We start from the raw sequence: 25509 nt of genomic DNA, 5'->3' as shown, positions 1-25509 counted from the left end.
CTCACAAGCCGCGTTCGGCCAACCAGCGTTGCTTCAGGTCCGCCATGTGCGTCGCGACTTCTTCAGGCGTGTAGCAACGCCCCGCTGCGATATCGGCGAGCCCCTCCTCGACGCCGGCCCAATATTCGGGATCGGCGGTCAACCGCGTGATCGCGGCCTCCTCTTTCGGCGACCAGATTTGCTGGCCGTGCTTGTCCAGCGGACCAAGATCGTCGTCCACAGAGCGCAGATCGGGAACAGGCTTGTTCATCGCGCCACGATATTCTCTTAGCGCGCCTGGCGCTAGTGGTCGGGCGTTTCCATCAGCTCGACCAGCACGCCGCCCATGTCCTTGGGATGGACGAACACGATCGGCGTGCCATGCGCGCCGATGCGCGGTTCCCCCAGCACGGTCGCGCCCTTGGCCTTCAGGTCGGCGACGGCGGCGGCGATATCGGGCACTTCGAAGCAAACATGATGCTGCCCCCCCGCCGGATTCTTGCGCAGGAACCCCGCGATCGGCGAGCTTTCGTCATACGGTTCGATCAGTTCGATCTGCGTATTAGGTGTGTCGATGAAGCACACTTTCACGCCTTGCGCGGGCAAATCGAACGGCGCGCCGATCACGGTCGCGCCGAGCAAATCACGGTACATCGCGATCGAGCGTTCGATCGACGGCGTCGCCACGCCGACATGGTTCAAGCGACCAAGCACCGCAGTCGCAGGGGATGTCGTCATGTTGCTCTCACTCGTCATCGGCAGGGTCGGGCCGCGGCTTCGCATCGGGCGCAGCGGCGGGGGCGAGCGGCACTGCGAAACGTGCCGGAGCCACGCCGAATTCATAGTCGCACGCCTTCAGCACTTGCCGGATCGGAGCCTCGCCCGGGCCGGCAAAGCTCGCTTCGACCACGGCATTGTCGGGGTCGATCACACGGACGTGGATCGTCTTGCCATGCGCAATCACGACCGCGAGATTGGTGACGATCACGTCCTGGCTGATAAAGGCGCCGGTGCCGGGAAACTGCCAGTTGGTGCCGAGCCAGCCATCGTCGTCGGCCTTGATCGATACCGGGCGCGGCAGCGCGGCGGCGAAGCCGGGCTTAGGAATGAACTGGATCGAAACGATCTTCTCGCTCGTCACGTCGCACCGCACGACAAGGCGCGCGGTGTTGTCGACCGACCAGGCCGAACTCGTCGTCGCCTTGCTCGCCGCATCGACCTTGGTCGTCACCGCCCACGGCGCGGGCGGGGCAACGGCGGCTTGCAGCAGCAAGGCGAGGATCATGACCCCGACTTGCCGGCGCCGACGACGCTCTCGGGCAAATCCTTGCCGAACACGCGCTGATAATATTCGGCAACCAAGGCGCGCTCGGTCTCGTCGCATTTGTTCAGGAAGCTCAAGCGGAACGCGAAGCCGACATCACCGAAGATCAGCGTGTTCTGCGCCCAGGTAATCACCGTCCTCGGGCTCATCACGGTCGAAATGTCGCCATTAATGAAACCGCGCCGCGTCAAATCGGCCACGCGCACCATATTGTCGACCTGCGCCTTGCCCTCGGGCTTGTCGTACTCACCCGATTTGGCGAGCACGATCTGCGCCTCGACCTTGGCGGGCAAGTAATTCAGCGTCACGACGATGTTCCAGCGGTCCATCTGGCCCTGATTGATTTGCTGCGTGCCATGATACAGCCCGCTGGTATCCCCCAAGCCGACCGTGTTGGCGGTGGCGAACAGGCGGAAGAACGGGTTCGGACGGATCACGCGGTTCTGGTCGAGCAGCGTCAATTTGCCCTCGGTCTCGAGCACGCGCTGGATCACGAACATCACGTCGGGGCGACCCGCGTCATATTCGTCGAACACCAAAGCGGTCGGCGTCTGCAACGCCCAAGGGAGAAGCCCCTCGCGGAATTCGGTGATTTGCTGGCCGTCTTTCAGCACAATCGCATCGCGCCCGACCAGATCGATCCGGCTGATATGCGCGTCCAGATTGATGCGGATGCACGGCCAGTTGAGCCGCGCCGCGACCTGTTCGATGTGCGTCGATTTGCCGGTGCCGTGATAGCCCTGCACCATCACGCGGCGATTGTGCGCGAAGCCGGCGCAGATCGCGAGCGTCGTGTCGCCGTCGAAGACATAGGCCGGGTCGAGATCGGGCACGCGTTCATCGGCGAGCGAGAAGGCCGGGACCTCCATGTCTGAATCGATCCCGAACAGGTCGCGGACCTTTTTCATCTGGTCGGGCGCGTCGAGGATCGTCGTCTCGCGGCTGTCGGGCTGGGTGTTGGGAATGTTCGTCATAGCCACAGCCTTAGGCCAAGGATGGGCGCGGACTCAAGAACCCAGCTTCGTCGGCAAGGGGAATAGCGTTACGAAGGTTTCGGCGCGCGCGCGGTCGCCCGTAATCCGTAGCGTCCCGGCGGCTTCGGCATCGCCGATCGGGCGCCCGCCATAAACGACTGACGCGAGCGTTGCGGGGTCGGTTTCGAACACCACCGCAGCCTCCCCCGCCGGGTCGCCGCGCCGAATCGCGATGCCGCTTGCATCCAGCACCGCGACGAAGCCCTCATGGCCAAAGCGGAATCCAACAGTCACGCCGAACGTGCCGCTGCGGCTGCGGTCGATCATCGTGCGGAACGACAGCATCGCCGAGGCGGCACTAAGCGGCAATGTCGCATCATGTAGCGGCGATTGCGCCGCCCAGCGCCCCAATTCCTGGATCGCAACCTCGGCCGAATAGCCCAGCGCCGTCAGTTCATAAACTTGCACCGAGGCGGGCGGCGGCAGCTTGCGCCGCGCCACGATTCCGACGCGCTCCATCCCCTCGAGCCGCTGCGTCAGCACATTGGCGCTGATTCCCGGCAGGCCGCCGCGCACTTCGCCGAAGCGACGCGGCCCGAACATCAATTCGCGCACGATCAGCAGCGACCAGCGTTCCCCCACCAATTCCATCGCCAGCGCGGTGCCGCAGGCATCGTCATACCAGCGCTTCGTCATCGCCGTAGAATTTTCAGTCACTTTTTCTAACTTCATGGTTGCTTTTGGTAACGTACCACGGCATCAAACGCAAACAGCGAGTCGCACAGGAGAATTGCGCCGTGACAAAGAGGATCTTCATCAGCTTGCCCGTGGCCGACATTGCCGCGTCCACCGCCTTTTACGAAGCGATCGGCTGCACGCGCGATTCCGACTTTTCCAATGATGCCGTCGCATCGCTGCATTGGTCGGATGCGATCACCTTCATGCTCGCCACGCCCGCGTTTTACGGCACACTGACCTCCAAACCGATCGCCGACGCGAAAGCGTCGAGCGCCGCGCTCTTCGCGCTCTCGCTCGCATCGCGCGCGGCCGTGGACGCCTTCGCCGCTGCCGCGCTCGCCGCCGGCGGGCGCGAAGTCCACGGCGCGGAGGACGAAGGCTTTATGTATTCGCGCGGGGTCGAGGATCCCGACGGCAACGGCTTTGGGCCGTTCTGGATGGATCCGGATGCAGCGACCGACGCACTGCGCGAGACCGAAACCGCTGCGAGCTGAACTCGCCCTCGCCGATCAAACCGACACAGGCAGGAGACACTGGATGTATATCGATGGCTTTGCGATCCCGGTGCCGAGCGACAAGAAGCAGGCCTTTATCGACCATGCGCGCATCGTCGATGCGATGTTCCTCGAACTCGGCGCGACGCGCATCGTCGAAGGCTGGGGCGATGACGTGCCGGCGGGCACGGTCACCGATTTCGCGCGTGCGGTCGCCGCGACCGGCGACGAGACCGTCGCCTTTTCGTGGATCGAATGGCCCGACAAGGCGACACGCGATGCGGCGTTCGAAAAGATGCGCGACGATCCGCGGATGCGCGACACGCCGGTCCCGTTCGACGGTAAACGCATGATTTTCGGCGGGTTCGATCCCGTCGTCATTCTGGAGAAATGACGTGACCAACCATCATGGCGACTTCATCTGGTATGAACTGATCACCCCCGATGCCGATGGTGCGCGCGACTTCTATCAAAAAGTCGTCGGCTGGGAAATCGAGGCCGCGCCCAGTGGCCCGATCGACTATCGCATGATCTCCTCCGCCAATGGCGCGGTCGCCGGGCTGATGCCGCTGACCCCCGAGATGCAGACGGGTGGCGCGCGCGCCGCCTGGCTCGGCTATGTCTCGGTCGACGATGTCGATGCCATGGCGCGGTCGATCACCGATGGCGGCGGCGCGGTGCATATGGCCCCGTGGGATATCCCCGGCGTCGGCCGCATCGCCTTCGTCGCCGATCCGCAAGGTGCCCTCTTCTACGTTATGAAGCCGACCCCGCCCGCCAACGCGCCCGACGCGACCAGCCTGTCCTTTTCTTACGACATGCCCCGCCCGGGCCATTGCGCGTGGAACGAGCTTGCGTCGGCCGATCCGACCGCCGCACTCCATTTCTACGGCCAGCGCTTCGGCTGGGTGAAGGATGGCGAGATGGACATGGGTCCGCTCGGCACATACCAATTCCTGCGCCACGCCGGCCGCGCGCCCGACGGATCGCCCCCGGGCCACGGGATGATCGGCGCGGTCATGCCCAAGATGGCGCACATGCCGGTCTCGGCCTGGACCTATTACTTCCGCGTGCCCGACATCGACGTGGCCGTCGCCGCGATCACCGCGGACGGTGGCAGCATCGTCCAGCCGCCGACGGAAATTCCCGGTGGCGATTTTTCAATGGTCGGGGTCGATCCGCAAGGGGCGGTGTTCGCGTTGGTCGGTTCCAGAGTCTGAAGGGAATATCGCCATGGCAAACCCGGTAACAGGCCAATCGGTGGCCAATGCTTGAGCTCTTCGCCCACCCCTTCTCGTCTTACTGCCAGAAGGTGCTGATCGCGCTCTACGCCAACGACACGCCCTTCACATATCGAACGCTCGGCCCCGATCAGCTCAACACCGCGACCGAGCTGGCGCGGCGCTGGCCGTTCGGGCAATTCCCAGTGCTCGCCGACGGTGCGCGGACCGTACCCGAGGCGAGCATCATCATCGAATATCTCGACACCCATCACCCTGGCGCACAGCGCTTCGTGCCCGAGGGCGATGCGCTCGAAATCCGCCTGCTCGACCGCGTGTTCGACAACAACGTCATGGCTCCAGTGCAAAAGATCGTCGGAAACGCGATCCGTCCCTTCGACAAGCGTGATCCGACCGGCATCGAGGAGGCGCGAAAGAAGCTCGACACCGCTTATGCCTGGCTCGACGCGCAGCTTGCCGGGCGGATTTGGGCGGCGGGGGGCAACACGCCAACGCTCGCCGATTGTGCCGCCGCACCGTCGCTTTTCTATGCCGATTGGGCGCACCCGATCCCCGAGCGCTACGCCGCACTGAAAGCGTATCGCGCGCAGTTGCTCGCCTGGCCGCCCTTTGCGCGCTGCGTCGAGGAAGCGCGCCCCTACCGCCACTTCTTCCCGCTCGGCGCGCCCGACCGCGATTGAGGAGACTGCCGATGGCCGATCTACATGAGCTCAAGATTAGCCGCCTGATCGACGCCCCGCGCGAAGCGGTATGGCGCGCCTTCACCGATCATCTCGCCGAATGGTGGTGCCCCCGCCCATGGACCGTCGAGATCGTCGAACAGGACCTGCGCCCCGGCGGGCGCTCGGCGATGATTATGCGCGGGCCCAATGGCGAGGAATCACCGCAGGATGGCGTGTATCTGGAGGTGATCCCGCTCGAGCGGATCGTCTTCACCGATGCCTTCACGCACGGCTGGGAACCCGCCGGGCCGTTCATCGTCGGCATCCTCGATTTCGCCGATGAGGACGGCCAGACCCGCTACACCGGCACCGCCCGCCACTGGACCGCCGAGGCGATGCAGCAGCACGAGGCGATGGGCTTCACCGAGGGTTGGGGCAAGGTCGCCGAGCAATTGGAGGAGGTGGCGAGGCGGATTGCGTGAACGGATTCCTCCCCCCTCCCGCTGAATCGGGGGGGGGGGAGGCAATACCTTCGCCGTCACCCCGGCCTTGTGCCGGGGTCCACCGTGCCGCCCGCAAACTGCTTCATAACTGTAGCAGGCCTCGCCGTGCACTCGGCGCTCTTAACCGCACCCCGAGCGCCAAGCTGCCTAGTGGACCCCGGCACAAGGCCGGGGTGACGACGGGGTGGCGGTTGGGTGAAACATGGTCGCCGTACGGATCACCAATCTCGCGCAAGTTTCGCCAGTAAATACATCAAAACGACAGAAATCCCGATCGCCGCAACGATTGCAACGCTTTGTCGCGCGGCTTCATTCAAGGGTGGAAGGAAAGCCTCCAATATCTGCGAGCTAGCCGCACCCAAAATAGGACCGACGAATATCGGCCATTTCGCAGTGCGTTTGGCGGATCCAGGGTCTGTGTCCATCGGGCCAGGCTAGAGCAACAATCGTCCGTCCGCCATCCGCCCCCTCACACAAACGCCGCAGCGCCCTTCAGTTGCGTGTAGGCCGCGATCACGTCCTGCAATTTCGCCTCGAAACTGCGGTCGCCACCGTTGCGATCGGGGTGATACTTCCGCACCAGTTCGGCATAACGGACCCGCAGGCCGCGGCGGTCGACGTCCGCCGCCAGCCCCAGCACCTTGAGCGATCGCCGATCCTGCTCCGACAAGGGCCGCCCATCGGCGCGTGCCGGTTCCGCTGCACGCCGAAAGCGCGCGCCGATCGCATCGAGCGGATCGGTGAAATCGGCCCATTTCGGTGGTACGTCGGCCCCCGAATGCGCAAACGCGCGGGTTTCGCGCTCCCATCCGGCGTAGGGGCGTTGTTGCGCGTGGATTTCCTCAGCGCTCATCCCGGTGAAGAAATTGTAGCGCGTGTTGAAGGCGCGGACATGCTCGAGGCAGAACCAGCGATACGGTCGCGGCCCCTCCGCGCCATAGCTCGACCCCTCGGCCGGTGGCGCGCGGAATTCACCCGGCGCATCGCACCCGGCTTCCTCGCACGCACGGCCACTGCCCTCGATCCGCCCGTGGAAGCGGGGTGAGGGCTTTTCGCGTTTCTTGTCGTCTTCGCGCGCCAACGCGGCTCCCTCAAATCCAAAAACGGTCTATATAGGCGCGATGACCCAGCCCGCCACCGCCCCCCGCCCGATCGTCGACGAAATCCGCGAGCGCCTCGACGCTGCGCTTGTCCCCACCAGCCTCCTCGTCTCCAACGACAGTGCACAGCATGCCGGGCATATGGGCGATGACGGGACCGGCGAATCGCATTTCACGGTCACGGTCGAGAGCGCCGCATTCACTGGCCTCACCCGCGTCGCGCGGCAACGGCTGATCAACACCGCGCTCGCCGATTTGCTCGCCACGCGCATCCACGCGCTGGCAATCCGCGCCACCGCCCCCGGCGAATGACCCGCGCACTCCGCCCCGCCGCGCGCATCCTGCTGCTCGACCCGCACGGGCGCGTGCTGCTGTTCCGCTTCACGCCGAGCGATCGCCCGCCCTTCTGGTGCACGCCGGGCGGCGCGGTCGATCCGGGTGAAAGCTATGCGCACGCCGCACGGCGCGAGCTCCGCGAGGAAACCGGGCTAGACTGCGATTGCGGCCCCGAGCTTTTCCAGCGCCACGTCGAGTTCATCACGATCGAGGGCGTGCCGGTCAGCGCCGACGAACGCTATTTCCTCGTTCGTACGGATGCTGCGGAGATCGACACCGGCGGCCACACCGCGCTCGAACAGCGCGTGATGACGCGCTGGCAGTGGTTTTCGCAAGCGGCCCTCGCCGCGCACGACGAACCCTATTTTCCCGAAGACCTGGCCGAGATCCTCGATCAGATGGAGGCGACCGCATGACCAACGATGATCTGATCCTGCAAACGATCACCCCCGTCACGCATGATCTCGGCGGCTTCAAGGTGCATCGCACGCTCCCCTCGCGCCCACGCACGATGGTCGGGCCGTTCATCTTTTTCGATCAAATGGGCCCGGCGCGGCTTTCCGTCGGCGAGGGGATCGACGTGCGGCCGCACCCGCACATCAACCTCGCGACCGTCACCTATCTGTTCGAAGGCGCGATCGCGCACCGCGATTCGGTCGGCAGTGTCGCGGTGATCGAACCCGGCGCAGTCAATCTGATGACCGCCGGGCACGGCATCGTCCATTCGGAGCGTTCGCCCAGTGCCGAGCGCGCGGTCGGCCCCGAACTGTCGGGCATCCAGACCTGGCTCGCCCTGCCCGAGGCCGATGAGGAGATCGACCCGGCGTTCGAACATGTCGCGCGCGCCGATCTGCCGACGGTCGAAACCGCCGGTGCACGGGCACGCGTCGTGATGGGAAGCCTGTGGGGCGTCACCGCGCCGACCACGACCTATGCCGAGACGATCTATGCCGACATCGTGCTCGATCCCGGTGGCAGCATACCGATCGATGCCGCCGCCGATGAGCGCGCGATCTATATTGCGCTTGGCGAAGCGACGCTCGACGGCATGCCGCTCGACCCGATGACGCTCTACGTTCTCAGGCCCGGCATCGCGGCGACGCTACGCTCGGCGACGGGTGCCCGCGCGATGCTATGCGGCGGCGAAGCCTTCACCACACCGCGCCATGTGTGGTGGAATTTCGTATCGTCCCGGCAGGACCGCATCGCGGAAGCCAAGCGCGCCTGGACCGCGGGCGAATTCGCCAAGGTCCCGGGCGACGACCAGGAATGGATCCCGATTCCGGCGGTGCCGAAGACGGTGAGCTATCCGTAAAACTGTCTCCCCTCTTTTTGCTCCCCTCCCGCTTGCGGGAGGGGTTGGGGGAGGGCATGTTGACCCGACCGCGCGGCGCTTGAGGACAGGCCCTCCCCTGGCCCCTCCCGCAAGCGGGAGGGGAATAAATTGCCAGACGCCTTCACCCTAACCTCGATCCCCCTCGCCACCGGCGTCACGCTCGACGTCGCCACCGCAGGCGACCCCGCGCACCCGCCGATGATCCTGCTCCACGGCTTCCCCGAATCGCACCGCACCTGGCGGCACGTGATCCCGCAGCTCGCGCGCGATCATTTCGTCATCGCGCCCGATCAACGCGGCTTCGCGCGCTCGTCCAAGCCCGAGGGGATCGAAGCCTACAAACCCGCCCATCTCGTCGCCGATCTGCTCGCGCTCGCCGATCATTTCGGCCTCACCACCTTCACCCTCGTCGGCCACGATTGGGGCGGGGCGATCGCGTGGATGGCAGCACTGCACAACCCGGCGCGCATCACGCGCCTCGTCATCGTCAACGCCCCGCACCCGTTCATTTTCCAAAAGACGCTGTTCGACGACATGGCGCAGCGCGACGCGAGCCAATACATCACCGCCTTCCGCAACCCCGATTTCGAAGCGCATATCGCGCGGATCGGCTTGCCCGCCTTCTTCGAGTCGAGCTTCCTGCGCCACACCGATTTCGAGAAGATCGCTGACGAAAAGCCGATCTATCTCGACCAATGGGGTCAGCCCGGCGCGATGACCGCGATGCTCAACTGGTATCGTGCCAGCGCGATCATCGTCCCTGCGATGGACGAAACCCCGACGCGCCCGGCGTTCCTTGACGGGACGTTCCCGCCAATGCCACAGCCGGTGCTGGTGGTGTGGGGCCTGGGCGATGCAGCGCTGCTGCCTAGTCAGCTCGAGGGGCTGGAGCGCTATGTGCCCAGCCTCACGCTGGTAAAGGTCGACGCCGGACATTTCGTGCCGTGGGAGAACCCGGATGCGGTCGTGGCGGCGATCCGGGGGTGGTTGCCCCGCTAAATCCTCCCCCAACGGGGGAGGGGGACCATTCGCTTCTTCAGCGAATGGTGGAGGGGTAGTCAAGCAGCGCAGCGCCCAGCAACGCCCCCTCCACCACCAGCCTGAAGAAGGCTGGCGGTCCCCCTCCCCGTTCCGTGGAGGAGCTAAACGCTAACCCGCGCCGCTTCGGGCAAATCCACGCCCGGCGCGGCATCGCCCGTCGTACCGCTCGTATCGATCCATGTCCCATGCGCATGGCTCGTCCCCACCGTCGTCCACGCGCCATCCCCGGGCCAGGAGCGCGCGCGAATCACTTGATGCCCGAGCGCGCGATCCGGCTCCATCATCACCCACCCAAGCGGGCGCGCCGCCGTCGCCGCCGCACCCGCGGCCTTCATCGCCACGCGAATCCGCTCGGCGACCGGCTCGGGCAGGTATTGCCACACGACCGAATGCATCAGCACGCGCGTCACACCCTCGGCCTGCGGTTCGGCGAGCCGCGCCTCGATCCAGTCGGCCGCATCCGCCTGCACCAAATCGACGCCACGCTCCCGCAGCATGTCGATCGCCGCGCGCACCCGCGCGAGCCGTTCGGGCGTTTCGGGCCAGACGAACGCCGCAAGCCGCGCCGCCACCGCCGGATCGGTCGCATCGAGCGGATTCACGTCGCAGCCGCGCACCGACACGATCTCGACCGGAACCGCCGGCGCAGGCGGGCCTTTCCATTCCGGGGTGATCGTCACCGCCGCACCCGCCGGCCCCGACCACGTCCCGCCCAGATCGAAGCGATAGCGGTCGATCAGCAAATTGAGCCCCGCGCTCGATCCGATCTCCAGCAGCTCGATCTTCGGCCCATGTTGCCGCGCAAGCGCGATCAGACCCAACTTCAGCGCGCCCGATCGCCCCGGCTCATTGGTCTGCGGTGGCCCGTCGAGCCACGGCAGCAACGCCGCCTCCTGCTCGGCCAGCACGCGTTCTAAGATCGCGCAAATCTCCGCCTCCCCCGTCACCGCACCCGCATAGACCGCCGCCAAACCCGCATCCGCACCGCTGAGCACCAGCGCATGAAAACCGCCGAACAGCCGCAGCGGCAGCGCATCCCGCGTCGGCTCGCCCGGCCAATCGAGGATGCGCGCGCCAAGCGCGGAGTCACGCGTCAGCCCCGCCGCCAGCGCGCCGCACATCCGGCCATAAATGGGTGCTGCATTGGCGTCGCAATAATGCTGCTGGATCAGGAATGCGCCGCGATTGGTTTTCTCGTCCGCCATGATCGATTTTCTCCACCGACGGCATCTGTTGCGCCCACCTCGCCCCCCAAGTAAAGCCCCGGCCATCATGCCCGAGCCCATCATTATCGCCGTCCCCAAGGGCCGCATTCTCGCCGAGGCGATTCCGCTGCTCGCCGCCGCCGGAATCATCCCCGAAGCCGCCTTCAGCGACGAGGATAGCCGCGCGCTGCGCTTCACCACCAACACCCCCGGAATCGACTTGATCCGCGTCCGCGCGTTCGACGTCGCCACCTTCGTCGCGCACGGTGCCGCACAACTCGGCATCGTCGGGTCCGACGTGCTCGCGGAATTTGATTATTCCGAACTGTACGCGCCGGTCGATCTCGGCATTGGCCATTGCCGCTTGTCGGTCGCCGAGCCCGCCGAATTGGCGGCGACGGACGATCCGCGCGGTTGGAGCCATGTCCGCGTCGCAACCAAATATCCGCACGTCACCGAAGCCTATTTCGCGCGCCGCGGCGTGTCGGCGGAATGCGTCAAGTTGAACGGCGCGATGGAATTGGCGCCGCTGCTCGGCCTCGCGCCGCGCATCGTCGATCTGGTCTCCTCCGGGCGGACGTTGAAAGAAAACGGGCTGGTCGAGGTCGAGACGATCATGGAGGTTACCTCGCGGCTGATCGTCAACCGCGCCGCATTCAAGACGCGCGGCGAGATCGTACCCTTGGTCGAGGCGTTCCGGCGCGCGGTTGCCCCTTCTCCCCTCCCGCTTGCGGGAGGGGCTAGGGGAGGGCCTGTCGATCTCGCCGCTTCAATCGTCATGACATCCCCTCCCCTAACCCCTCCCGCAAGCGGGAGGGGGATATGATCCGCCTCACCACCACATCCCCCACCTTCGCCGCCGACTTCACCGCGCTCGTCAACGCCCGCCGCGAAGCCGATGCCGATGTCGCGCGTGACGTGCGCGCGATCATCGCGCGCGTCCGCGACGAAGGCGATGCCGCGCTGGCCGATTATACGCAGCGCTTCGACCGCCACGACCTGAACGCCACCGGCTGGCAAATCGACCCCGCCGACTGGCGCGCCGCGTACGAAGCGCTCGACCCGGCCTTGCGCGACGCGCTCGACCTCGCGGCGCAACGCATCGCCACCTATCACGAAAAGCAGCGGCCCGTCGGCTCGGACACGACCGACGCCAACGGCATTCGCACCGGCGCGCGCTGGAACGCGATCCAGAATGCCGGGATCTACATCCCCGGCGGGCGCGCGGCCTATCCCTCCTCGGTGCTGATGAACGCGATCCCCGCCAAGGTCGCAGGCGTCGATCGCGTCGTGATGGTCACCCCCACCCCCGATGGCGAGATCAACCCGCTGGTGCTCGCCGCCGCGCACATCGCCGGGGTCGATGAATTGTGGCGGATCGGCGGGGCGCAAGCGATCGCCGCGCTCGCTTATGGCACCGACCGGATCGCCCCCGTCGACGTCATCACCGGCCCCGGCAACGCCTGGGTCGCCGAGGCCAAGCGCCAGCTGTACGGCGTGGTCGGGATCGACATGGTCGCTGGCCCGTCCGAAATCGTTGTGCTGGCCGACGGGCAGAACCGCGCCGACTGGATCGCCGCCGATTTGCTGAGCCAATCCGAGCATGACCCGACCAGCCAGTCGATCCTGATCACCGACGATGCCGCCTTCGCCGATGCCGTCGCCGCTGAAGTCGACGCCCAAATCGACACGCTCGCCACGGCAAAGGTCGCGCGCGCGGCGTGGGACGCGAACGGCGCGATCATCGTCACCGCCAGCCTGGCGGACGCGATCTCGCTGATCGACCGGCTCGCCGCCGAGCATCTCGAACTCGCCTGCGATGATCCGCAGGCGTTGTTCGACCAGATCCGCCACGCCGGCTCGGTCTTCATGGGCCGCCACACCCCGGAAGCGATCGGCGATTATGTCGCCGGGCCCAACCACGTCCTCCCCACCGGCCGCCGCGCGCGCTTTGCCAGCGGACTGTCGGTGCTCGATTTCATGAAGCGGACGAGCTTCCTGCAATTGGGGCCGCAAGGGCTGGCCGCGATCGGCCCCGCCGCCGTCGCGCTGGCGGAAGCCGAGGGCCTGCCCGCGCATGCAAGGTCGGTGGCTTTGCGGTTGAACTAGCCCCTAGACTATCTCTGCTTCCCCGGCGCAGGCCGGGGCCCAGTCGCGAAACGATGGATCGGAAGCGCTGCGCTCCGTTACCCTCGGCCAGCACGACTGGGCCCCGGCCTGCGTCGGGGAAGCGGCCAAGGGAAATCGCGAGGTTTCCCCTTCCCCCATCCTCCGCTAAGGCCGCGCCATGTCCTCCTCCCCCACCTCTCGGGCCACCCCCCGCACCGCCGAGCGCTCCAAAGCGCGCGCTGCCGCCCGTCTCGCCGCCGTTCAGGCGCTGTACCAGCATGACATGGAGGCGACTCCGGTCACGCAATTGCTCCATGAATTCCACAATCACCGCCTCGGCGCGACGATCGAGGATATGGAATATGCCGAGCCCGAGGTCGATTTCTTCGATGATGTCGTAAAGGGCACGCACGCGCGCCTCGCCGAGATCGACACGATGATCGCCGCCAAACTCGCCAAGGGCTGGAGCCTGACCCGGCTCGACAAGGCGATGCGCGCGATCCTGCGCGCCGGCACCTACGAACTGCTCGCGCGCGCCGATGTCGCCGTCGGCACCGTCATCAGCGAATATGTCGACGTCGCCCACGCTTTCTTCGACAAGCGCGAGGCGGGTTTCGTCAACGGCCTGCTCGACGCGATCGCCAAGGACGTCCGCACCTAGCCGTGGCGGAAATCGTCAACCTGCGGCTGGCGCGCAAGGCGAAGCGCCGGGCCGAGGGGGAAGCGGTCGCAACCACGAACCGCGCCAAATTCGGCGCGACCAAGGCCGAGCGGACGAAGCTCGCGCTCGAAACGAACCGCCGCGATCGCACGCTCGACGGGGCGAAGCGCGCGGATTGATCAGAGCGAAATCGGCACGTCCCCGGTCGTCGGCAGTGCCAGCACCGGGCACGTCGCTTCGCGCACTACCCGGTCGGTCGTGCTGCCGCGCAGGAGATCGAGCAAGTCGCGTCGCGCCGCCATCGGCATCACCACCAGGCTCGCCTGACGCGCCTGATCGAGCAATGTGTCGACCACCGGCCCCTCGACTCGCCGCACTGCCAGCGGCGCGCCGTGGCCGTCGAGCAGGACCGGCGCGACCGGCCCGACATGCAGGAAATCGATTGCCACATCGACGCTCTCGAGCAGCGCCTTGAGATGCGGCACCGCGCCTTGCGGCGCGGGTGCATGATCGACCGGCACGAGCACCGAGGTGAGGTGGAGAGTGCCCGTCATCGAATCGACGAACGGCCGCGCGAGCGGGCCGAGGATCAGCGTCGGGATGATCGTCTCGCGCGCCATGTCTGTCGAGACCGAGGGGGCGAGCCAGCGGCTGAGGCCAGTCCGGCCATGGCTCGCCATCACGATCAAATCGGGGCGATGATCGGCAAGGAAGCGCGTCAGCCCGTCGCCCGTCTCGATATCGCGGATTTCCACCTTGCGCACGTCGACACCCGTCACCGTCGCAATGTCCTCGGGTTCCGCGTCCGCCGCGAGCAAGCCCCAGCGCTGCAGCGTGGCACGCACATGCGGAAAGCGATCCCATTGCGCGTCGGCGTGCGGATCGTGGACATGCAGCAGATTGAGCCGGCAGCGATTGGCCAGCGCCAGATACAGCGCATGTTCGAAAGCCGCCCGCCCCTCGGGGGAGAAATCGGTCGGATGCGCGATGGATTGGATCATGGGATCTCCCGCTTTTTGTCGCGCTGGTGGGGGGTGAATAGGGGGGATCGTACGGCGACGCCATCGATATAACGCGGGGACGGGGTGCCGCGGCGTCACCCGTTGGCGATGCCACCCAGCTAGCGGGGCGCGTCCGCCGCTTTGCCGTACAGCACCCGCCATTGCCCGACATATCCGGGATCGCGCACCGTGCTGCCATGATAGGGATTGGGCGACCCGCCGTCCTTCGCGGGCAAATCCCGATCGAACACCAGCACTTGCGCGGGCGGAATGCCCAGCAGGCGGTAGGATTGCGCCAGCAGATCGGCGGTCAATTCGCGCTTGTGATATTCGGCGAACCACCGTTCGGGTGGCGTTGCGCTCGCCCCTCCAATCCACGGTGCCAGGCTGCGCCCGGGTTGCGTAAAGTCCCATGGGCTTGAAAATAAGACGACGCGCCGGACCTTTACCGACTTCGCAATATACGCTGCCATTCCCGCGCCTTGCGAGAGGCCCGACACGACGATCCGGTCCCAGCGCGGCGTGTCGCCCGCAAGGTAGCTGCCCCAGCCCTCGTCTGGCGCACCCCGGTCGAGCGCTTTCAACGCCGACACCAGCCGCGCAATGATCCCCTCCGCCGCCGGATTGGACACGCCGGGCGCGCCCGGACCGCTACCGTCGAGCCGCATGCGACGGAAATTGGCAGAGCAATCGGGATCGGCCACGCGCGGGCACACCTGCACCACGGCGGGGACGTTGTCATAGCTCAGCCCGAGCGTGCGATACCCCTGCCCGGCGACCACCGTCAGCAACCCGCGGACATTCTCCGGCTTACCACCCGTCCCCGACAAAAATACGACGAGCGGCGCCTCCGCTGACAGGCCGCGCCGTGCGATCGCGACATTGGCATCGTCGAATTGCTTGACGGCGGGGTCTGCGGCCGACGGCTGAAACCGATGCTCGACCAACCGCTCATCGGCGCGCGCGGTGCTGCCCAGGGGCAGCAGCGTAGCCACCACACCGACAAGAAGAGACCGTGGAAAGCGCCGCATACCAACCCCGCTTTTGTAACCGTGCCGCCATACCGCTGACAGACCGTGCGGTAGCAGCTAGTAAAACGCCCATGACCGAAGCCGAGTTCCTCACCGCCTTGCGCCTTCTTCCGCTCCATCCCGGCGCGGCGGGGTTGGTCGATGACGCTGCAACGCTCTCGCCCCGCGACGACACGCTCGTGCTCAGCACCGACACGATGGTCGAAGGCGTGCATTTTCCCGCCGATATGGCCCCCGTCGATGTCGCGTGGCGGCTGGTCGCGTGTGCGCTGTCGGATCTCGCCGCCAAGGGGGCGGAGCCGGTCGGGGTGCTGCTCAACTATCCGTTGCGGGCGGGAGGCGGCGTTAGCGTACTCCCCGGCTTTTCCCCTTCCCCGGCGAAGGCCGGGGCCCAGTCGCGGGCGGCTGATGGTGCCGTGCAGCGCGAGACTAGCTCGGACAGCGCCGCTGGGCCCCGGCCTTCGCCGGGGTGGCAAGAGGACGACTGGGACCACGCCTTCGTCGACGGACTCGGCCACGTCCTCACCCACTACGCCGCGCCGCTGCTCGGCGGCGATACCGTGTCGATCCCGCCGCACGCCCCGCGCGTCCTCACCCTCACCGCGATCGGCCGCGCAACGCACAGCCCAGTGCCGATCCGGTCGGGCGCGAAGCCCGGCGATTTGCTTTGGGTCACCGGCACGATCGGCGCGGCGCTGCTTGGCTTCCAGCGGCCAGAGACCCAACCCAACGCCTGTCGCCGCCCGGTCGCGCGGATCGCCGACGGCATCGGCCTCGCCCCGCATGTCACCGCGATGATGGACGTGTCCGACGGCCTCCTGCTCGATGCACAGCGCATGGCTTCCGCCAGTGATCTCGCCGTCGCCATCGCGCTCGATGCCGTCCCCGTGCCGCCCGAGTTCGCCACCGACCGCCTCCGCGCGGTGACGTGGGGAGACGATTATCAATTGCTGTTCGCGTTACCGCCGGGCGTCCTCCCCGCCGTCGCCGCCACCTGCATCGGCGCGTTCGCGCCCGGTAGCGGCTTGACGCTCACCGATCATGGCACCCCGCTCGATCTGCCCGCGCGGCTCGGCTTTCAACACGGGTGAGACGGCGGGTTGCCAAGCCATCCCCCGGCGCTACTCTGCGGGGATAAGCGTGGGGGCACGGCAGATCCGGAACCCCCACCGAAACGTTAGGGAAGGATACGCATGACGATCGTCTATGCCGCCATTATCTGTGGGCTTATCGCCGTCGCCTACGGCATTATCACCAGTCAGCAAGTGCTGCGTGCCCCCGCCGGCAACGAAAAGATGCAGGACATCGCCGCCGCCATTCAGGAAGGCGCCAAGGCCTATCTCGGCCGTCAGTACCGCACCATTGCCATCGTCGGCGTGATCGTCCTCGCGCTCGTCTGGGTGTTCCTCGACGGGCTCGGCGCACCGGTCTCCGCCGTCAGCTTCGCGCTCGGCGCGATCCTGTCGGGCGTCGCCGGGTTTGTCGGCATGAACATTTCGGTCCGCGCCAACGTCCGCACCGCTGAGGCCGCGCGGACTTCGCTGCAAGGCGGCCTGACGATGGCGTTCCGCTCGGGCGCGGTCACCGGCTTGCTCGTCGCCGGGCTCGGCCTGCTCGCGATTTCGGGCACCTTCTGGTATCTCGCGGGCGCGAACGGCGTGAACGCAGGGGCACCCGTCGTCGTCAAGGCGCTCACCGCGCTCGCGTTCGGCGCCTCGCTCATCTCGATCTTCGCGCGCTTGGGCGGCGGCATTTTCACCAAGGCGGCCGATGTCGGCGCCGATCTGGTCGGCAAGGTCGAGGCCGGCATCCCCGAGGATGACCCGCGCAACCCCGCGACGATCGCCGATAACGTCGGCGACAATGTCGGTGACTGCGCCGGCATGGCGGCCGATCTGTTCGAAACCTATGTCGTGACGATCGGCGTGACGATGATCTCGGTCGCGCTCGCGCTCAAGAATGCCGATCATTTGCTGCAAGTGATGACGCTGCCGCTCGCGGTTGGCGGGGTGTGCATCCTCACCTCGATCATCGGCACCTATTTCGTCCGCCTCGGCGGCAACAACAACATCATGGGCGCGCTCTACAAGGGCTTCTGGATTGCGATCGGCCTGTCGATCCCGGCCATTTACTTCGCCACACAATATACGCTCGGCGACATGAACGCGACGCTCGGCGGCAACAGCTTCCTCGACGGCGCCACGCCCGAAGCCGCCGCCGGAATCGCCGCGACCAGCTTCACCGGCATGAAACTGTTCTATTCGATGATGATCGGCCTCGCCGTCACCGGCCTGCTGGTGTGGATCACCGAATATTATACCGGCACCAATTTCCGCCCGGTGCGCTCGATCGCCAAGGCATCGGAAACCGGCAGCGGCACCAACGTCATTCAGGGCCTCGCGATCAGCCTCGAATCGACCGCACTTCCCACGCTCGTCATCGTCGTCGCGGTGATCGCGGCGTATCAGCTCGCCGGCGTGATCGGCATTGCCTTTGCCGCAACCGCGATGCTGGCACAGGCCGGGATGGTCGTCGCGCTCGATGCGTACGGTCCGGTCACCGACAATGCCGGCGGTATCGCCGAAATGGCGGGTCTGCCCGATGACGTGCGCCACAAAACCGACGCGCTCGACGCGGTCGGCAACACCACCAAGGCGGTGACCAAGGGCTATGCGATCGGCTCGGCAGCACTCGCTGCCCTCGTGCTGTTCAACGCCTATACCTCCGATCTGGCGCGCGATTTCCCCGATCTCACCGTCAATTTCCAGCTCTCCAACCCGTACGTCATCGTCGGCCTGCTGCTCGGCGCGCTGCTGCCCTATCTGTTCGGCGCGATGGGGATGACCGCAGTCGGCCGCGCGGCGGGCGAAGTCGTCAAGGATGTGCGCGATCAGTTCGCCAACAATCCCGGCATCATGACGTATGAGACCAAGCCCGATTATGCGCGCACGGTCGATCTCGTCACCAAGGCGGCGATCAAGGAAATGATCGTGCCGAGCTTGCTGCCGGTGCTTTCCCCCGTGGCGGTGTATTTCCTCATCACGCTGGTGGCGGGCCAGGCCGAGGGCTTTGCGGCGCTGGGCGCGATGCTGCTCGGCGTGATCGTCTCGGGGCTGTTCGTCGCGATCTCGATGACGAGCGGCGGCGGCGCGTGGGACAATGCCAAGAAGTATATCGAGGACGGCCATCACGGCGGCAAGGGTTCGGAAGCGCACAAGGCCGCGGTGACGGGCGACACGGTGGGCGATCCGTATAAGGACACGGCGGGCCCGGCGGTGAACCCGATGATTAAGATTACCAATATCGTCGCGCTGCTGCTGTTAGCAGCCTTGGCTGCTAACGCAGGCTGAGCGAAAGCTCAGCAAGCGCGACCGGACGGCGGGTGGCCCAGCGGCCACCCGTCCGACGGCGTGGCTTTGCCACGACGCCCCTTCTACCCCTCCCCCCCTCTATCTCCCCCTTGCCCCCGGTAAGGACTTTCCTTACTTTGCGCGAAATGATCCACTCTCGCATCTCCGGCAAGGCGCAGACGACCATTCCGCGCGCCGTGCGCACGGCGCTCGATCTGCATCAGGGCGACGAGCTGGAATATGAGATTGACGGCGATCGGGTCGTGCTCCGCCGACGGCGCGCGGCCAATCCGTTCGATGATCCCTTCGCGATGTTCACCGAATGGGCGGACGAAGCCGACAAGGCCTATGATGTCCTTGGCGATCGGTGACATCGTCTGGGTCGCGTACCCCTATGTCGAAACCAACCGGATGCGTTCCCGTCCGGCGGTAATCGTCGCGGTTGGTCTTGGGGAAGCGGCAAACCTGTGCTGGGCGTCGATGATCACCAACGCGGCCCGACCCGCATGGCCGGGCGACGTCGTCATTACCGACCATGAAGCAGCGGGGCTACCGATCCCGTCAAAGGTCCGTACCGGTAAGATCGCAACGCTCGCCGTCTCTCGCGCGAACGTGATCGGACACATGCCCGGGCCGGAAATGACCCACATTGCCGCGCGCCTGTCGGAAGCGTTGGCCTGGATCGCAACCCCATGACCAACCGGCTCTATTACGGCGACAACCTCTCGGTCCTGCGCGAGTCCGTGCAGAGCGAGAGCGTCGATCTCGTCTATCTCGACCCGCCGTTCAATTCGAACGCCAATTACAACATCCTGTTTAAATCGCCGACCGGCAGCTCGTCCGACGCGCAGATCGAGGCGTTCGAGGATACCTGGCATTGGAACGACCATGCCGAGGACGCCTTCGACCAGGTCGCGCGCAGCGGCAACACCAAGGCGTTCGACCTTTTGAACGCGATGCGCGGTTTCCTCGGCGAGAACGACATGATGGCGTATCTCGCGATGATGGCGATCCGCCTGATCGAACTGCACCGCGTGCTCAAGCCGACCGGCAGCCTGTACCTCCACTGCGACCCGACCGCGAGCCATTACCTCAAGCTGTTGCTGGATGGGGTGTTTGGGGCGGACAATTACCTGAACGAAATCATCTGGCGTCGTACCGGATAACATAACAATGCACGCCGTTTTGGCCCCGTGCATGACGTGATCCATTTTGTGCGCAAATCTCCACGTTACGTCCACAGACCGGTTTTTCGTCCCTATTCTCAAGGCCACGTGGATGGCTATTTCAAGAAGTCCGATGAGCGCGGTCGCTATTGGGGAAACTCAATTCATGGCGCTGGCTTGCGAAACGGAGAATCTGGAAAGCCTTGGCGCGGTTATGATCCAACGGCGGCAAAACGGCATTGGGCAGTGCCGAGCGATCTGGTCACCGCGCTGGGAATCGATCCCGACCTCCCTCAGCACGAGAAGCTCTACGCGCTAGCCGACATGGGAGTGATTGACTTTCCACCTGCCGACAGCGGGGCGCTCCCGACCTATCGCCAATACCTGGATCGAAGTCCCGGACTTCTTTTGCAGGATGTCTGGTCGTATCAGCCCCACACTCGTGGTGCGCTGTACGGTTCGCACGAGGGCATCGATGAGGACGTCCGTTGGCTGACGGCTCAAGGCGACGAGGAACGCCTTGGTTACCCGACGCAGAAACCCGTTGGGCTGCTCGAACGCATCATCGCCGCCTCGTCCAACCCCGGCGACGTGGTGCTCGATCCGTTCTGCGGCTGCGGCACCGCGGTCCATGCCGCACAGAAGCTCGGGCGGCAGTGGATCGGCATCGACATCACCCACCTCGCGATCAGCCTGATCGAAAAGCGCATGAAGGCCGCCTTCCCCGGCATCGCCTTCACGGTCGAGGGCACGCCCAAGGACCTCGCCTCCGCCGTCGATCTGGCGACACGCGACAAATATCAGTTCCAATGGTGGGCGGTGTCGATGGTCGATGCGATGCCCTTCGGCGGCAAGAAGAAGGGGGCCGATGGCGGCATCGACGGCCTCATCTATTTCAAGCCCGACGGCAAGAAGACCGAAAAGGCGCTCGTCTCGGTCAAGGGCGGCGACAATGTCGGCGTGCAGATGATCCGCGATCTCCACTCTGCCATGGAGCGCGAGAAGGCGCCGATCGGCGTGTTCATCACCAAGGCGCTGCCGACCAGCGTGATGGAGCGCGAGGCGGCGGCGGTCGGCCGTTTCCAGTCCGAGGCGACCGGAAAAAGCTACGCCCGGCTTCAGATCATCACGCTCGCCGAGCTGTTCCAGGGCAAGAAGCCCGACATGCCCTATGTCGACCCCACCGCCGGCATGAAACGTGCGGGCCGCGAGGATATGAGCAGCCAGGGGAGTTTGCTGTAGATGCTTGGCACCGCCTTTGTTGTGTATTACATACACAACGAATGCCGCCATGCGTAGCGGCGATGTGATCCGGAGGCTCGAAGCGGCGGGATGGTTGGAAGTGCGTCAGTCCGGCAGCCACAAGCAATTCAAGCACCCCGCTTTGCCGGTCGGCACGCTCAAAAGCATCGAACGGCAATCGGGCCTCAAACTGCGCTGAGCGCGGTGTCGCGATGACGGCGGTCTATTATCCCGCCATCATCGAACGCGGGCCGCATGGCTATGGCGTGTTCTTCCCCGATTTGCCCGGCTGTGTGTCGGCGGGCGACACGCTGCAGGACGCAGCACGCAATGCCGAGGAAGCGCTCGATCTGCATTTGAGCGGGCTGGCCGAGGACGGAATCGCCTTCCCCGTGCCGGGCGACCTCGATGCCATCCCGCCCGACCCCGACGTAATCGAGGCCGCGCGGATGCTCGTTCGGGGGGAACAGCCAGGGCGATCGGTACGCGTTCAGGTGTCGATTGACGAAGGGTTGCTCGCTCGCATCGACCGGGTAGCGCCCAATCGTTCGGGCTTTCTCGCCGATGCCGCCCGCGTCGCGCTGGCCGCCCGGAACGCTTAAGGTGCCCGGATTAAGCGCTGTCCTACATCCCCAACCTTCGGCACACTCCGCACCGGCCCGCGCCCCAGCCCAAATGGCACCCGGCGTCGGCCCGCTCTTTCCCACCGCTGGCCCGCTTCCCCATCCGTTCGTGTCGAACGGTTGAAGATATGCGTTTCGCGTGACCTTCCACTGACCTGCCGCCCTTCACCCATCCCCGTTCGCCCGTCGCGCGCAATCGTTTTACCCCTAAACTTAGCCTAAACTTCCGCGCCGCACCCCGGCCCCACGCGCGCTTCCCTTTTGCGCGGCCATCCGCTATGCGCCGCGCTCACGAATTCCCGTAAATTCCCCAGAGGTTTGTTTGGCAAAAGAAGAACTGCTCGAAATGCGCGGCCAGGTGGTGGAGCTTTTGCCCAACGCCATGTTCCGCGTGAAGCTTGAGAACGATCATGAGATCCTCGGTCACACCGCCGGCAAGATGCGCAAGAACCGCATCCGCGTGCTGGTGGGCGACGAAGTGCTGGTCGAGCTGACCCCGTATGATCTGACCAAGGGGCGGATCACGTACCGGTTCAAGTAAGCGGCACTCGGGCTTCCCTTTTATGCACTTCCCCGGCGAAAGCCGGGGCCCAGTCGCGAAGCCTCTGAGTTTGGCCGCTGCGCTCCGTTGCCTCGACCTGTGCAACTGGGCGCCGGCCTGCGCCGGGGTGGTAGTTTGACGGGGAAGGAATGACGTGACCCTCAACCCGCACCTAATCCTCGCCTCCACCTCCCCCCGCCGCGCCGAGCTCCTCGCGCGGCTCGGTGTCGTGCCGTCGCGCGCCGCCGCGCCCGATGTCGATGAAAGCCCGCTGAAGGCCGAATCGCCGCGCGTCTATGTCCAGCGCGTCGCGCTCGCCAAGGCGCACGCCGTGCCCCGCGCGTCCGGTGAGATCATCCTGGCGGGCGACACGACGATCGCGCTCGGCCGCCGCATCCTTGGCAAGGCGGAGGACGATGCCAGCGTCCGCCATATGTTGGGGCTCCTCTCGGGCCGCCGCCATCATTGCCTCACCGCGGTCTGCGTCATCGCCGCCGACGGCACCGTCCGCACCCGCCTGTCCGACACGATTCTCGCTTTCAAACCGCTCTCGGCGTCCGAGATCGACGGCTACATCGCGTGCGGCGAGGGGTTGGGCAAGGCCGGCGGCTATGCTATCCAGGGCCGCGCCGAGGCGTTCGTGCGCTTCCTCTCGGGCTCGCATTCGGGGGTGATGGGCTTGCCTTTGTTCGAGACGCGCGCGCTGTTGCTGGCATCGGGCGTGACGCTTGGCTGAATGGCTCTTTGAGGCCGGAATCGGCGAGGCCCGCGCGGCGCTGGTCGCGAACGGCACGATCCGCGAGGCGCGGATCGAACTGGACCGGCCCGGCCCCCGAATCGGTGCGATCCTCCCCGCCCGCCTGGTCGAGATCACCGTCAAGGGCCGCGAAGGCCGCGTCAGCTTCGACGGCGGCGAGGCGCTGCTCTCGCCTCTGCCCCCCGGCATCACGCAAGGCGCCGCGCTCCACATCGAACTGATCCGTGAAGCGATCCCAGAGCCGGGCCGCCACAAACTCCCCCGCGCCGCCCCCGCCGACGGACCCGAGCGCCCCGGCCCGACGCTGCTGGAGCGGATCGAAGCGACCGGCATCCCGGTCCGCCATTGCTTGCCGCACGAAGCCGATCACCTTGAGGCCGCAGGCTGGTCCGAAGTGCTCGAGGAAGCGCTGACCGGCGACATCATCTTCGCCGGCCCAACCGGCGGCGCGCTGCGCATGTCCCCCACGCCTGCGATGACATTGTTCGACGTCGACGGCCATCCCCCGCTCGAGCCGCTCGCGCTGGCCGCCGCGCATGCCGTCGCCGCGGCGATCGTCCGGTTGGATATCGGCGGGTCGATCGGCGTCGATTTCCCGACGCTGCAAGGCAAGGCGGCGCGCGCCGCGGTCGATGCCGCGATCGACGCCGGGCTGCCGCAACCGTTCGAACGCACCGCGATGAACGGCTTCGGCTTCGTCCAGATCGTGCGGCGGCGCACTCGCATCGCGCTCCCCGAACTGCTCCGCGCCGATCCCGCTGCCGCCGAGGCGCGCGCGCTGCTCCGCCGAATCGAGCGCACGCCCCCACCCGTGCCCGCCGTGCACAGCGTCTCGGCGGCTGTGCAAAGGGCGCTCGCCGCCAATCCGCACTGGATCGCCGCGCTCGCCCGGCGTACCGGCGTGGCCTGCACGTTCGAGGTACGATAATGGCGCGTTCCAAACCCTGCCCGCTGTGCGGCAAACCGCCTTCCGTGGCGCACGCCCCGTTCTGCTCGCAAGGCTGCCGCGACCGCGACCTGATGCAATGGCTGGGCGAGGGTTATGCGATCCCGGTCAGCACGCCGCCCGGCGAAGAAGAAGACGGGCTGGACACCACGCCAGAGCGTGACTAAGAGGCCGCTCCCCCGGAGCTTTCCGGGTGTGCCCGAGTAGCTCAGTTGGTAGAGCATGCGACTGAAAATCGCAGTGTCGGTGGTTCGAATCCGCCCTCGGGCACCATTTTCTTTTCAGACAGCGACGGAGTTCAGGTGATGCGCACGGCCTTCATCACAGGCGGCACGTCGGGCATTGGCGAGGCTGCGGTCCGCGCGTTCGTCGCCTCGGGCTGGCGCGTCGTCACCACCGGCCGCCGCGCCGAGCGGCTGAGCGCTTTACGCGACTCGCTGGGGGATTCGGTCCACACGCTGAACGTCGACGTACGCGACCGCGCCGCGATGGACGCCGCTATCGCCGGGCTGCCCGAAGATTTCGCCCGCATCGATCTGCTGATCAACAATGCCGGCCTCGCGCTCGGCACCGCGCCCGCGCAGCAGAGCAATCTCGATGATTGGCAGACGATGATCGACACCAACGTCTCGGCGTTGGTCGCGGTGACGCGGATGCTGCTGCCGCGTTTGATCGATACGAAGGGCGCGATCATCAACCTGTCGTCGGTCGCGGCGAACTATCCGTATGCCGGCGGCAACGTCTATGCCGGGACCAAGGCGTTCGTGCGCCAATTCTCGCTTGGGCTGCGCGCCGATCTCCACGGCACTGGCGTGCGTGTCACCTCAATCGAGCCGGGCATGGTCGAAACCGAATTCACCGTCGTGCGCACCGGCGGCGATCGGGCGGCCTCGGACAAACTCTATGGCGGAGTTGATCCGATGACCGGCGAAGATATCGCCGCCACCTTGTTGTGGGTCGCCGAATTGCCGGTGCACCTCAACATCAACACGCTGGAACTGATGCCGGTCAACCAGTCGTTCGCGGGCTTCGCGGTGGCGCGAAACTAGAGTCTGATCCATTTATGTTGAAGCGTAGCCGGAGTTTCTGAGATAGTTGGCGCATTCCTGAGGCGGGAAAGCGTCGAGCAAGGTGCCGATGCGTTTCCAG

The 25509-nt window shown here is 66.0% G+C and carries 34 protein-coding genes, 1 tRNA gene and 1 pseudogene; 27 read left to right on the top strand and 9 right to left on the bottom strand.

The window, feature by feature from the left end; translation table 11 throughout:
* Position 1: 1 nt before the first annotated feature.
* The 5 genes from IEV62_RS13660 to IEV62_RS13640 are packed head-to-tail and all read right to left on the bottom strand — an operon-like array spanning position 2 to position 2973.
* Positions 2-250, bottom strand: coding sequence for a hypothetical protein (locus IEV62_RS13660; protein ID WP_188448407.1), 249 nt, complete (start codon positions 248-250; stop codon positions 2-4).
* A gap of 32 nt (positions 251-282) precedes the next feature.
* A complete protein-coding gene (mce, locus tag IEV62_RS13655; protein ID WP_188448405.1) occupies positions 283-717 on the bottom strand; it encodes a methylmalonyl-CoA epimerase in 435 nt (144 codons plus the stop codon).
* 7 nt (positions 718-724) lie between these two features.
* Positions 725-1264, bottom strand: a complete 540-nt coding sequence (locus IEV62_RS13650; RefSeq protein ID WP_188448403.1) for a hypothetical protein — start codon at positions 1262-1264, stop codon at positions 725-727.
* Positions 1261-2277 (bottom strand): cobaltochelatase subunit CobS, encoded by a 1017-nt coding sequence (gene cobS / locus IEV62_RS13645; protein WP_188448401.1) that lies wholly within the window; start codon positions 2275-2277, stop codon positions 1261-1263. Before cobS ends, IEV62_RS13650 begins: the two co-directional genes overlap by 4 nt.
* Before the next feature lie 33 nt (positions 2278-2310).
* On the bottom strand, positions 2311-2973 hold the full coding sequence (locus IEV62_RS13640; RefSeq protein ID WP_229733149.1) for a winged helix-turn-helix transcriptional regulator: 663 nt from the start codon (positions 2971-2973) through the stop codon (positions 2311-2313).
* 101 nt (positions 2974-3074) lie between these two features.
* On the opposite strand from IEV62_RS13640, the gene IEV62_RS13635 reads away from it, so the two are divergent.
* Genes IEV62_RS13635 through IEV62_RS13615 form a run of 5 tightly spaced genes read left to right on the top strand, consistent with a single transcriptional unit; the run spans position 3075 to position 5894 of the window.
* A complete protein-coding gene (locus IEV62_RS13635; protein ID WP_188448398.1) occupies positions 3075-3509 on the top strand; it encodes a VOC family protein in 435 nt (144 codons plus the stop codon).
* A gap of 43 nt (positions 3510-3552) precedes the next feature.
* Positions 3553-3903 (top strand): DUF1428 domain-containing protein, encoded by a 351-nt coding sequence (locus tag IEV62_RS13630; RefSeq protein WP_188448396.1) that lies wholly within the window; start codon positions 3553-3555, stop codon positions 3901-3903.
* Between the two features lies 1 nt (position 3904).
* Positions 3905-4729, top strand: a complete 825-nt coding sequence (locus tag IEV62_RS13625; protein WP_188448393.1) for a VOC family protein — start codon at positions 3905-3907, stop codon at positions 4727-4729.
* Between the two features lie 47 nt (positions 4730-4776).
* Entirely contained in the window at positions 4777-5430 is a 654-nt protein-coding gene (locus tag IEV62_RS13620; RefSeq protein WP_188448391.1) for a glutathione S-transferase family protein, read from the top strand.
* Positions 5431-5441: 11 nt separating this feature from the next.
* Complete coding sequence (locus IEV62_RS13615; RefSeq protein WP_188448389.1) at positions 5442-5894, top strand: SRPBCC family protein; 453 nt, start codon at positions 5442-5444, stop codon at positions 5892-5894.
* A 490-nt stretch (positions 5895-6384) separates the two neighbouring features.
* On the opposite strand, the gene IEV62_RS13610 is transcribed toward IEV62_RS13615, so the two are convergent.
* Positions 6385-6996 carry a J domain-containing protein gene (locus tag IEV62_RS13610; RefSeq protein WP_188448387.1) on the bottom strand — a complete coding sequence of 204 codons (612 nt, stop codon included), beginning with the start codon at positions 6994-6996 and terminating at the stop codon, positions 6385-6387.
* A gap of 40 nt (positions 6997-7036) precedes the next feature.
* Here IEV62_RS13610 and IEV62_RS13605 point away from each other — a divergent pair, with 40 nt between their 5' ends.
* The 4 genes from IEV62_RS13605 to IEV62_RS13590 all read left to right on the top strand — a co-directional run bounded on the left by IEV62_RS13605 (position 7037) and on the right by IEV62_RS13590 (position 9686).
* Positions 7037-7327 carry a BolA family protein gene (locus tag IEV62_RS13605; protein ID WP_188448385.1) on the top strand — a complete coding sequence of 97 codons (291 nt, stop codon included), beginning with the start codon at positions 7037-7039 and terminating at the stop codon, positions 7325-7327.
* Positions 7324-7767, top strand: a complete 444-nt coding sequence (locus IEV62_RS13600) for an NUDIX hydrolase (RefSeq protein ID WP_188448383.1) — start codon at positions 7324-7326, stop codon at positions 7765-7767. The genes IEV62_RS13605 and IEV62_RS13600 overlap by 4 nt, the downstream gene beginning before the upstream one ends.
* Positions 7764-8666 carry a pirin family protein gene (locus IEV62_RS13595; RefSeq protein WP_188448381.1) on the top strand — a complete coding sequence of 301 codons (903 nt, stop codon included), beginning with the start codon at positions 7764-7766 and terminating at the stop codon, positions 8664-8666. The genes IEV62_RS13600 and IEV62_RS13595 overlap by 4 nt, the downstream gene beginning before the upstream one ends.
* Positions 8667-8795: 129 nt before the next feature.
* Entirely contained in the window at positions 8796-9686 is an 891-nt protein-coding gene (locus IEV62_RS13590; RefSeq protein WP_188448379.1) for an alpha/beta fold hydrolase, read from the top strand.
* A 143-nt stretch (positions 9687-9829) separates the two neighbouring features.
* Here the strand turns inward: IEV62_RS13590 and IEV62_RS13585 are convergent, their stop codons facing one another.
* Positions 9830-10933, bottom strand: coding sequence for a DUF2332 domain-containing protein (locus tag IEV62_RS13585; protein ID WP_188448377.1), 1104 nt, complete (start codon positions 10931-10933; stop codon positions 9830-9832).
* 67 nt (positions 10934-11000) lie between these two features.
* Here IEV62_RS13585 and hisG point away from each other — a divergent pair, with 67 nt between their 5' ends.
* From hisG to IEV62_RS13565, 4 genes are all read left to right on the top strand, one after another.
* Complete coding sequence (gene hisG / locus IEV62_RS13580; RefSeq protein WP_229733146.1) at positions 11001-11759, top strand: ATP phosphoribosyltransferase; 759 nt, start codon at positions 11001-11003, stop codon at positions 11757-11759.
* Positions 11756-13042, top strand: a complete 1287-nt coding sequence (gene hisD / locus IEV62_RS13575; protein WP_188448375.1) for a histidinol dehydrogenase — start codon at positions 11756-11758, stop codon at positions 13040-13042. The genes hisG and hisD overlap by 4 nt, the downstream gene beginning before the upstream one ends.
* Before the next feature lie 178 nt (positions 13043-13220).
* The gene (nusB, locus tag IEV62_RS13570; RefSeq protein ID WP_188448373.1) at positions 13221-13703 is read left to right on the top strand and encodes a transcription antitermination factor NusB; all 483 of its coding nucleotides are present in this window, start codon (positions 13221-13223) and stop codon (positions 13701-13703) included.
* 2 nt (positions 13704-13705) lie between these two features.
* Entirely contained in the window at positions 13706-13882 is a 177-nt protein-coding gene (locus IEV62_RS13565) for a DUF4169 family protein (protein ID WP_188448371.1), read from the top strand.
* Here the strand turns inward: IEV62_RS13565 and IEV62_RS13560 are convergent, their stop codons facing one another.
* Both IEV62_RS13560 and IEV62_RS13555 read right to left on the bottom strand, forming a co-directional pair.
* Positions 13883-14704 (bottom strand): universal stress protein, encoded by an 822-nt coding sequence (locus IEV62_RS13560; RefSeq protein ID WP_188448369.1) that lies wholly within the window; start codon positions 14702-14704, stop codon positions 13883-13885.
* A gap of 119 nt (positions 14705-14823) precedes the next feature.
* Positions 14824-15699 (bottom strand): BPSS1187 family protein, encoded by an 876-nt coding sequence (locus IEV62_RS13555; protein WP_188448367.1) that lies wholly within the window; start codon positions 15697-15699, stop codon positions 14824-14826.
* 107 nt (positions 15700-15806) lie between these two features.
* Here IEV62_RS13555 and IEV62_RS13550 point away from each other — a divergent pair, with 107 nt between their 5' ends.
* The 14 genes and pseudogenes from IEV62_RS13550 to IEV62_RS13490 all read left to right on the top strand — a co-directional run bounded on the left by IEV62_RS13550 (position 15807) and on the right by IEV62_RS13490 (position 25409).
* On the top strand, positions 15807-16826 hold the full coding sequence (locus tag IEV62_RS13550; protein ID WP_188448365.1) for a thiamine-phosphate kinase: 1020 nt from the start codon (positions 15807-15809) through the stop codon (positions 16824-16826).
* Positions 16827-16928: 102 nt separating this feature from the next.
* Positions 16929-19085, top strand: a complete 2157-nt coding sequence (locus tag IEV62_RS13545; protein WP_188448363.1) for a sodium-translocating pyrophosphatase — start codon at positions 16929-16931, stop codon at positions 19083-19085.
* Positions 19086-19231: 146 nt separating this feature from the next.
* A complete protein-coding gene (locus IEV62_RS13540) occupies positions 19232-19456 on the top strand; it encodes an AbrB/MazE/SpoVT family DNA-binding domain-containing protein (protein ID WP_188448361.1) in 225 nt (74 codons plus the stop codon).
* On the top strand, positions 19443-19781 hold the full coding sequence (locus IEV62_RS13535) for a type II toxin-antitoxin system PemK/MazF family toxin (RefSeq protein ID WP_229733144.1): 339 nt from the start codon (positions 19443-19445) through the stop codon (positions 19779-19781). Before IEV62_RS13540 ends, IEV62_RS13535 begins: the two co-directional genes overlap by 14 nt.
* Positions 19778-20893: pseudogene (locus IEV62_RS13530) on the top strand (DNA methyltransferase); the annotation flags it as partial. The gene IEV62_RS13535 and the pseudogene IEV62_RS13530, both read left to right, overlap by 4 nt.
* Positions 20894-20959: 66 nt before the next feature.
* Positions 20960-21493 carry a restriction endonuclease gene (locus IEV62_RS18250; protein WP_268234244.1) on the top strand — a complete coding sequence of 178 codons (534 nt, stop codon included), beginning with the start codon at positions 20960-20962 and terminating at the stop codon, positions 21491-21493.
* A 49-nt stretch (positions 21494-21542) separates the two neighbouring features.
* Complete coding sequence (locus IEV62_RS13525; RefSeq protein ID WP_188448357.1) at positions 21543-21692, top strand: type II toxin-antitoxin system HicA family toxin; 150 nt, start codon at positions 21543-21545, stop codon at positions 21690-21692.
* Between the two features lie 13 nt (positions 21693-21705).
* A complete protein-coding gene (locus IEV62_RS13520) occupies positions 21706-22095 on the top strand; it encodes a type II toxin-antitoxin system HicB family antitoxin (protein ID WP_188448355.1) in 390 nt (129 codons plus the stop codon).
* A 343-nt stretch (positions 22096-22438) separates the two neighbouring features.
* Positions 22439-22657, top strand: coding sequence for a translation initiation factor IF-1 (infA, locus tag IEV62_RS13515; protein WP_010162480.1), 219 nt, complete (start codon positions 22439-22441; stop codon positions 22655-22657).
* Between the two features lie 154 nt (positions 22658-22811).
* Positions 22812-23393 carry a Maf family protein gene (locus IEV62_RS13510; protein WP_188448352.1) on the top strand — a complete coding sequence of 194 codons (582 nt, stop codon included), beginning with the start codon at positions 22812-22814 and terminating at the stop codon, positions 23391-23393.
* Complete coding sequence (locus IEV62_RS13505; RefSeq protein ID WP_188448350.1) at positions 23386-24342, top strand: ribonuclease; 957 nt, start codon at positions 23386-23388, stop codon at positions 24340-24342. The genes IEV62_RS13510 and IEV62_RS13505 overlap by 8 nt, the downstream gene beginning before the upstream one ends.
* Positions 24342-24527: a DNA gyrase inhibitor YacG gene (locus IEV62_RS13500; RefSeq protein ID WP_188448348.1), complete on the top strand. Its 186-nt coding sequence runs from the start codon at positions 24342-24344 to the stop codon at positions 24525-24527. The genes IEV62_RS13505 and IEV62_RS13500 overlap by 1 nt, the downstream gene beginning before the upstream one ends.
* 30 nt (positions 24528-24557) lie before the next feature.
* Positions 24558-24633: transfer RNA gene (locus IEV62_RS13495), tRNA-Phe, on the top strand.
* Positions 24634-24665: 32 nt separating this feature from the next.
* Positions 24666-25409 carry an SDR family NAD(P)-dependent oxidoreductase gene (locus IEV62_RS13490; protein ID WP_229733161.1) on the top strand — a complete coding sequence of 248 codons (744 nt, stop codon included), beginning with the start codon at positions 24666-24668 and terminating at the stop codon, positions 25407-25409.
* Positions 25410-25509 lie beyond the last annotated feature (100 nt).

This window comes from Sphingomonas psychrolutea, from assembly GCF_014636175.1.
Taxonomy (GTDB): Bacteria; Pseudomonadota; Alphaproteobacteria; order Sphingomonadales; family Sphingomonadaceae; genus Sphingomonas; species Sphingomonas psychrolutea.
Note: the sequence above shows the minus strand (reverse complement) of the source record. Positions and strands in the feature narration are given on the sequence as shown.

What these genes read in the sequence shown, in the direction of transcription:
- IEV62_RS13660 (WP_188448407.1), bottom strand. Translation starts at nt 250, where the DNA reads ATGAACAAGCCTGTTCCCGATCTGCGCTCTGTGGACGACGATCTTGGT.
- mce (WP_188448405.1), bottom strand. Translation starts at nt 717, where the DNA reads ATGACGACATCCCCTGCGACTGCGGTGCTTGGTCGCTTGAACCATGTC.
- IEV62_RS13650 (WP_188448403.1), bottom strand. Translation starts at nt 1,264, where the DNA reads ATGATCCTCGCCTTGCTGCTGCAAGCCGCCGTTGCCCCGCCCGCGCCG.
- cobS (WP_188448401.1), bottom strand. Translation starts at nt 2,277, where the DNA reads ATGACGAACATTCCCAACACCCAGCCCGACAGCCGCGAGACGACGATC.
- IEV62_RS13640 (WP_229733149.1), bottom strand. Translation starts at nt 2,973, where the DNA reads ATGACGAAGCGCTGGTATGACGATGCCTGCGGCACCGCGCTGGCGATG.
- IEV62_RS13630 (WP_188448396.1), top strand. Translation starts at nt 3,553, where the DNA reads ATGTATATCGATGGCTTTGCGATCCCGGTGCCGAGCGACAAGAAGCAG.
- IEV62_RS13620 (WP_188448391.1), top strand. Translation starts at nt 4,777, where the DNA reads ATGCTTGAGCTCTTCGCCCACCCCTTCTCGTCTTACTGCCAGAAGGTG.
- IEV62_RS13615 (WP_188448389.1), top strand. Translation starts at nt 5,442, where the DNA reads ATGGCCGATCTACATGAGCTCAAGATTAGCCGCCTGATCGACGCCCCG.
- IEV62_RS13605 (WP_188448385.1), top strand. Translation starts at nt 7,037, where the DNA reads ATGACCCAGCCCGCCACCGCCCCCCGCCCGATCGTCGACGAAATCCGC.
- IEV62_RS13600 (WP_188448383.1), top strand. Translation starts at nt 7,324, where the DNA reads ATGACCCGCGCACTCCGCCCCGCCGCGCGCATCCTGCTGCTCGACCCG.
- IEV62_RS13595 (WP_188448381.1), top strand. Translation starts at nt 7,764, where the DNA reads ATGACCAACGATGATCTGATCCTGCAAACGATCACCCCCGTCACGCAT.
- IEV62_RS13585 (WP_188448377.1), bottom strand. Translation starts at nt 10,933, where the DNA reads ATGGCGGACGAGAAAACCAATCGCGGCGCATTCCTGATCCAGCAGCAT.
- hisG (WP_229733146.1), top strand. Translation starts at nt 11,001, where the DNA reads ATGCCCGAGCCCATCATTATCGCCGTCCCCAAGGGCCGCATTCTCGCC.
- hisD (WP_188448375.1), top strand. Translation starts at nt 11,756, where the DNA reads ATGATCCGCCTCACCACCACATCCCCCACCTTCGCCGCCGACTTCACC.
- nusB (WP_188448373.1), top strand. Translation starts at nt 13,221, where the DNA reads ATGTCCTCCTCCCCCACCTCTCGGGCCACCCCCCGCACCGCCGAGCGC.
- IEV62_RS13560 (WP_188448369.1), bottom strand. Translation starts at nt 14,704, where the DNA reads ATGATCCAATCCATCGCGCATCCGACCGATTTCTCCCCCGAGGGGCGG.
- IEV62_RS13550 (WP_188448365.1), top strand. Translation starts at nt 15,807, where the DNA reads ATGACCGAAGCCGAGTTCCTCACCGCCTTGCGCCTTCTTCCGCTCCAT.
- IEV62_RS13545 (WP_188448363.1), top strand. Translation starts at nt 16,929, where the DNA reads ATGACGATCGTCTATGCCGCCATTATCTGTGGGCTTATCGCCGTCGCC.
- IEV62_RS13540 (WP_188448361.1), top strand. Translation starts at nt 19,232, where the DNA reads ATGATCCACTCTCGCATCTCCGGCAAGGCGCAGACGACCATTCCGCGC.
- IEV62_RS18250 (WP_268234244.1), top strand. Translation starts at nt 20,960, where the DNA reads ATGAAGGCCGCCTTCCCCGGCATCGCCTTCACGGTCGAGGGCACGCCC.
- IEV62_RS13525 (WP_188448357.1), top strand. Translation starts at nt 21,543, where the DNA reads ATGCGTAGCGGCGATGTGATCCGGAGGCTCGAAGCGGCGGGATGGTTG.
- IEV62_RS13520 (WP_188448355.1), top strand. Translation starts at nt 21,706, where the DNA reads ATGACGGCGGTCTATTATCCCGCCATCATCGAACGCGGGCCGCATGGC.
- IEV62_RS13500 (WP_188448348.1), top strand. Translation starts at nt 24,342, where the DNA reads ATGGCGCGTTCCAAACCCTGCCCGCTGTGCGGCAAACCGCCTTCCGTG.
- IEV62_RS13490 (WP_229733161.1), top strand. Translation starts at nt 24,666, where the DNA reads ATGCGCACGGCCTTCATCACAGGCGGCACGTCGGGCATTGGCGAGGCT.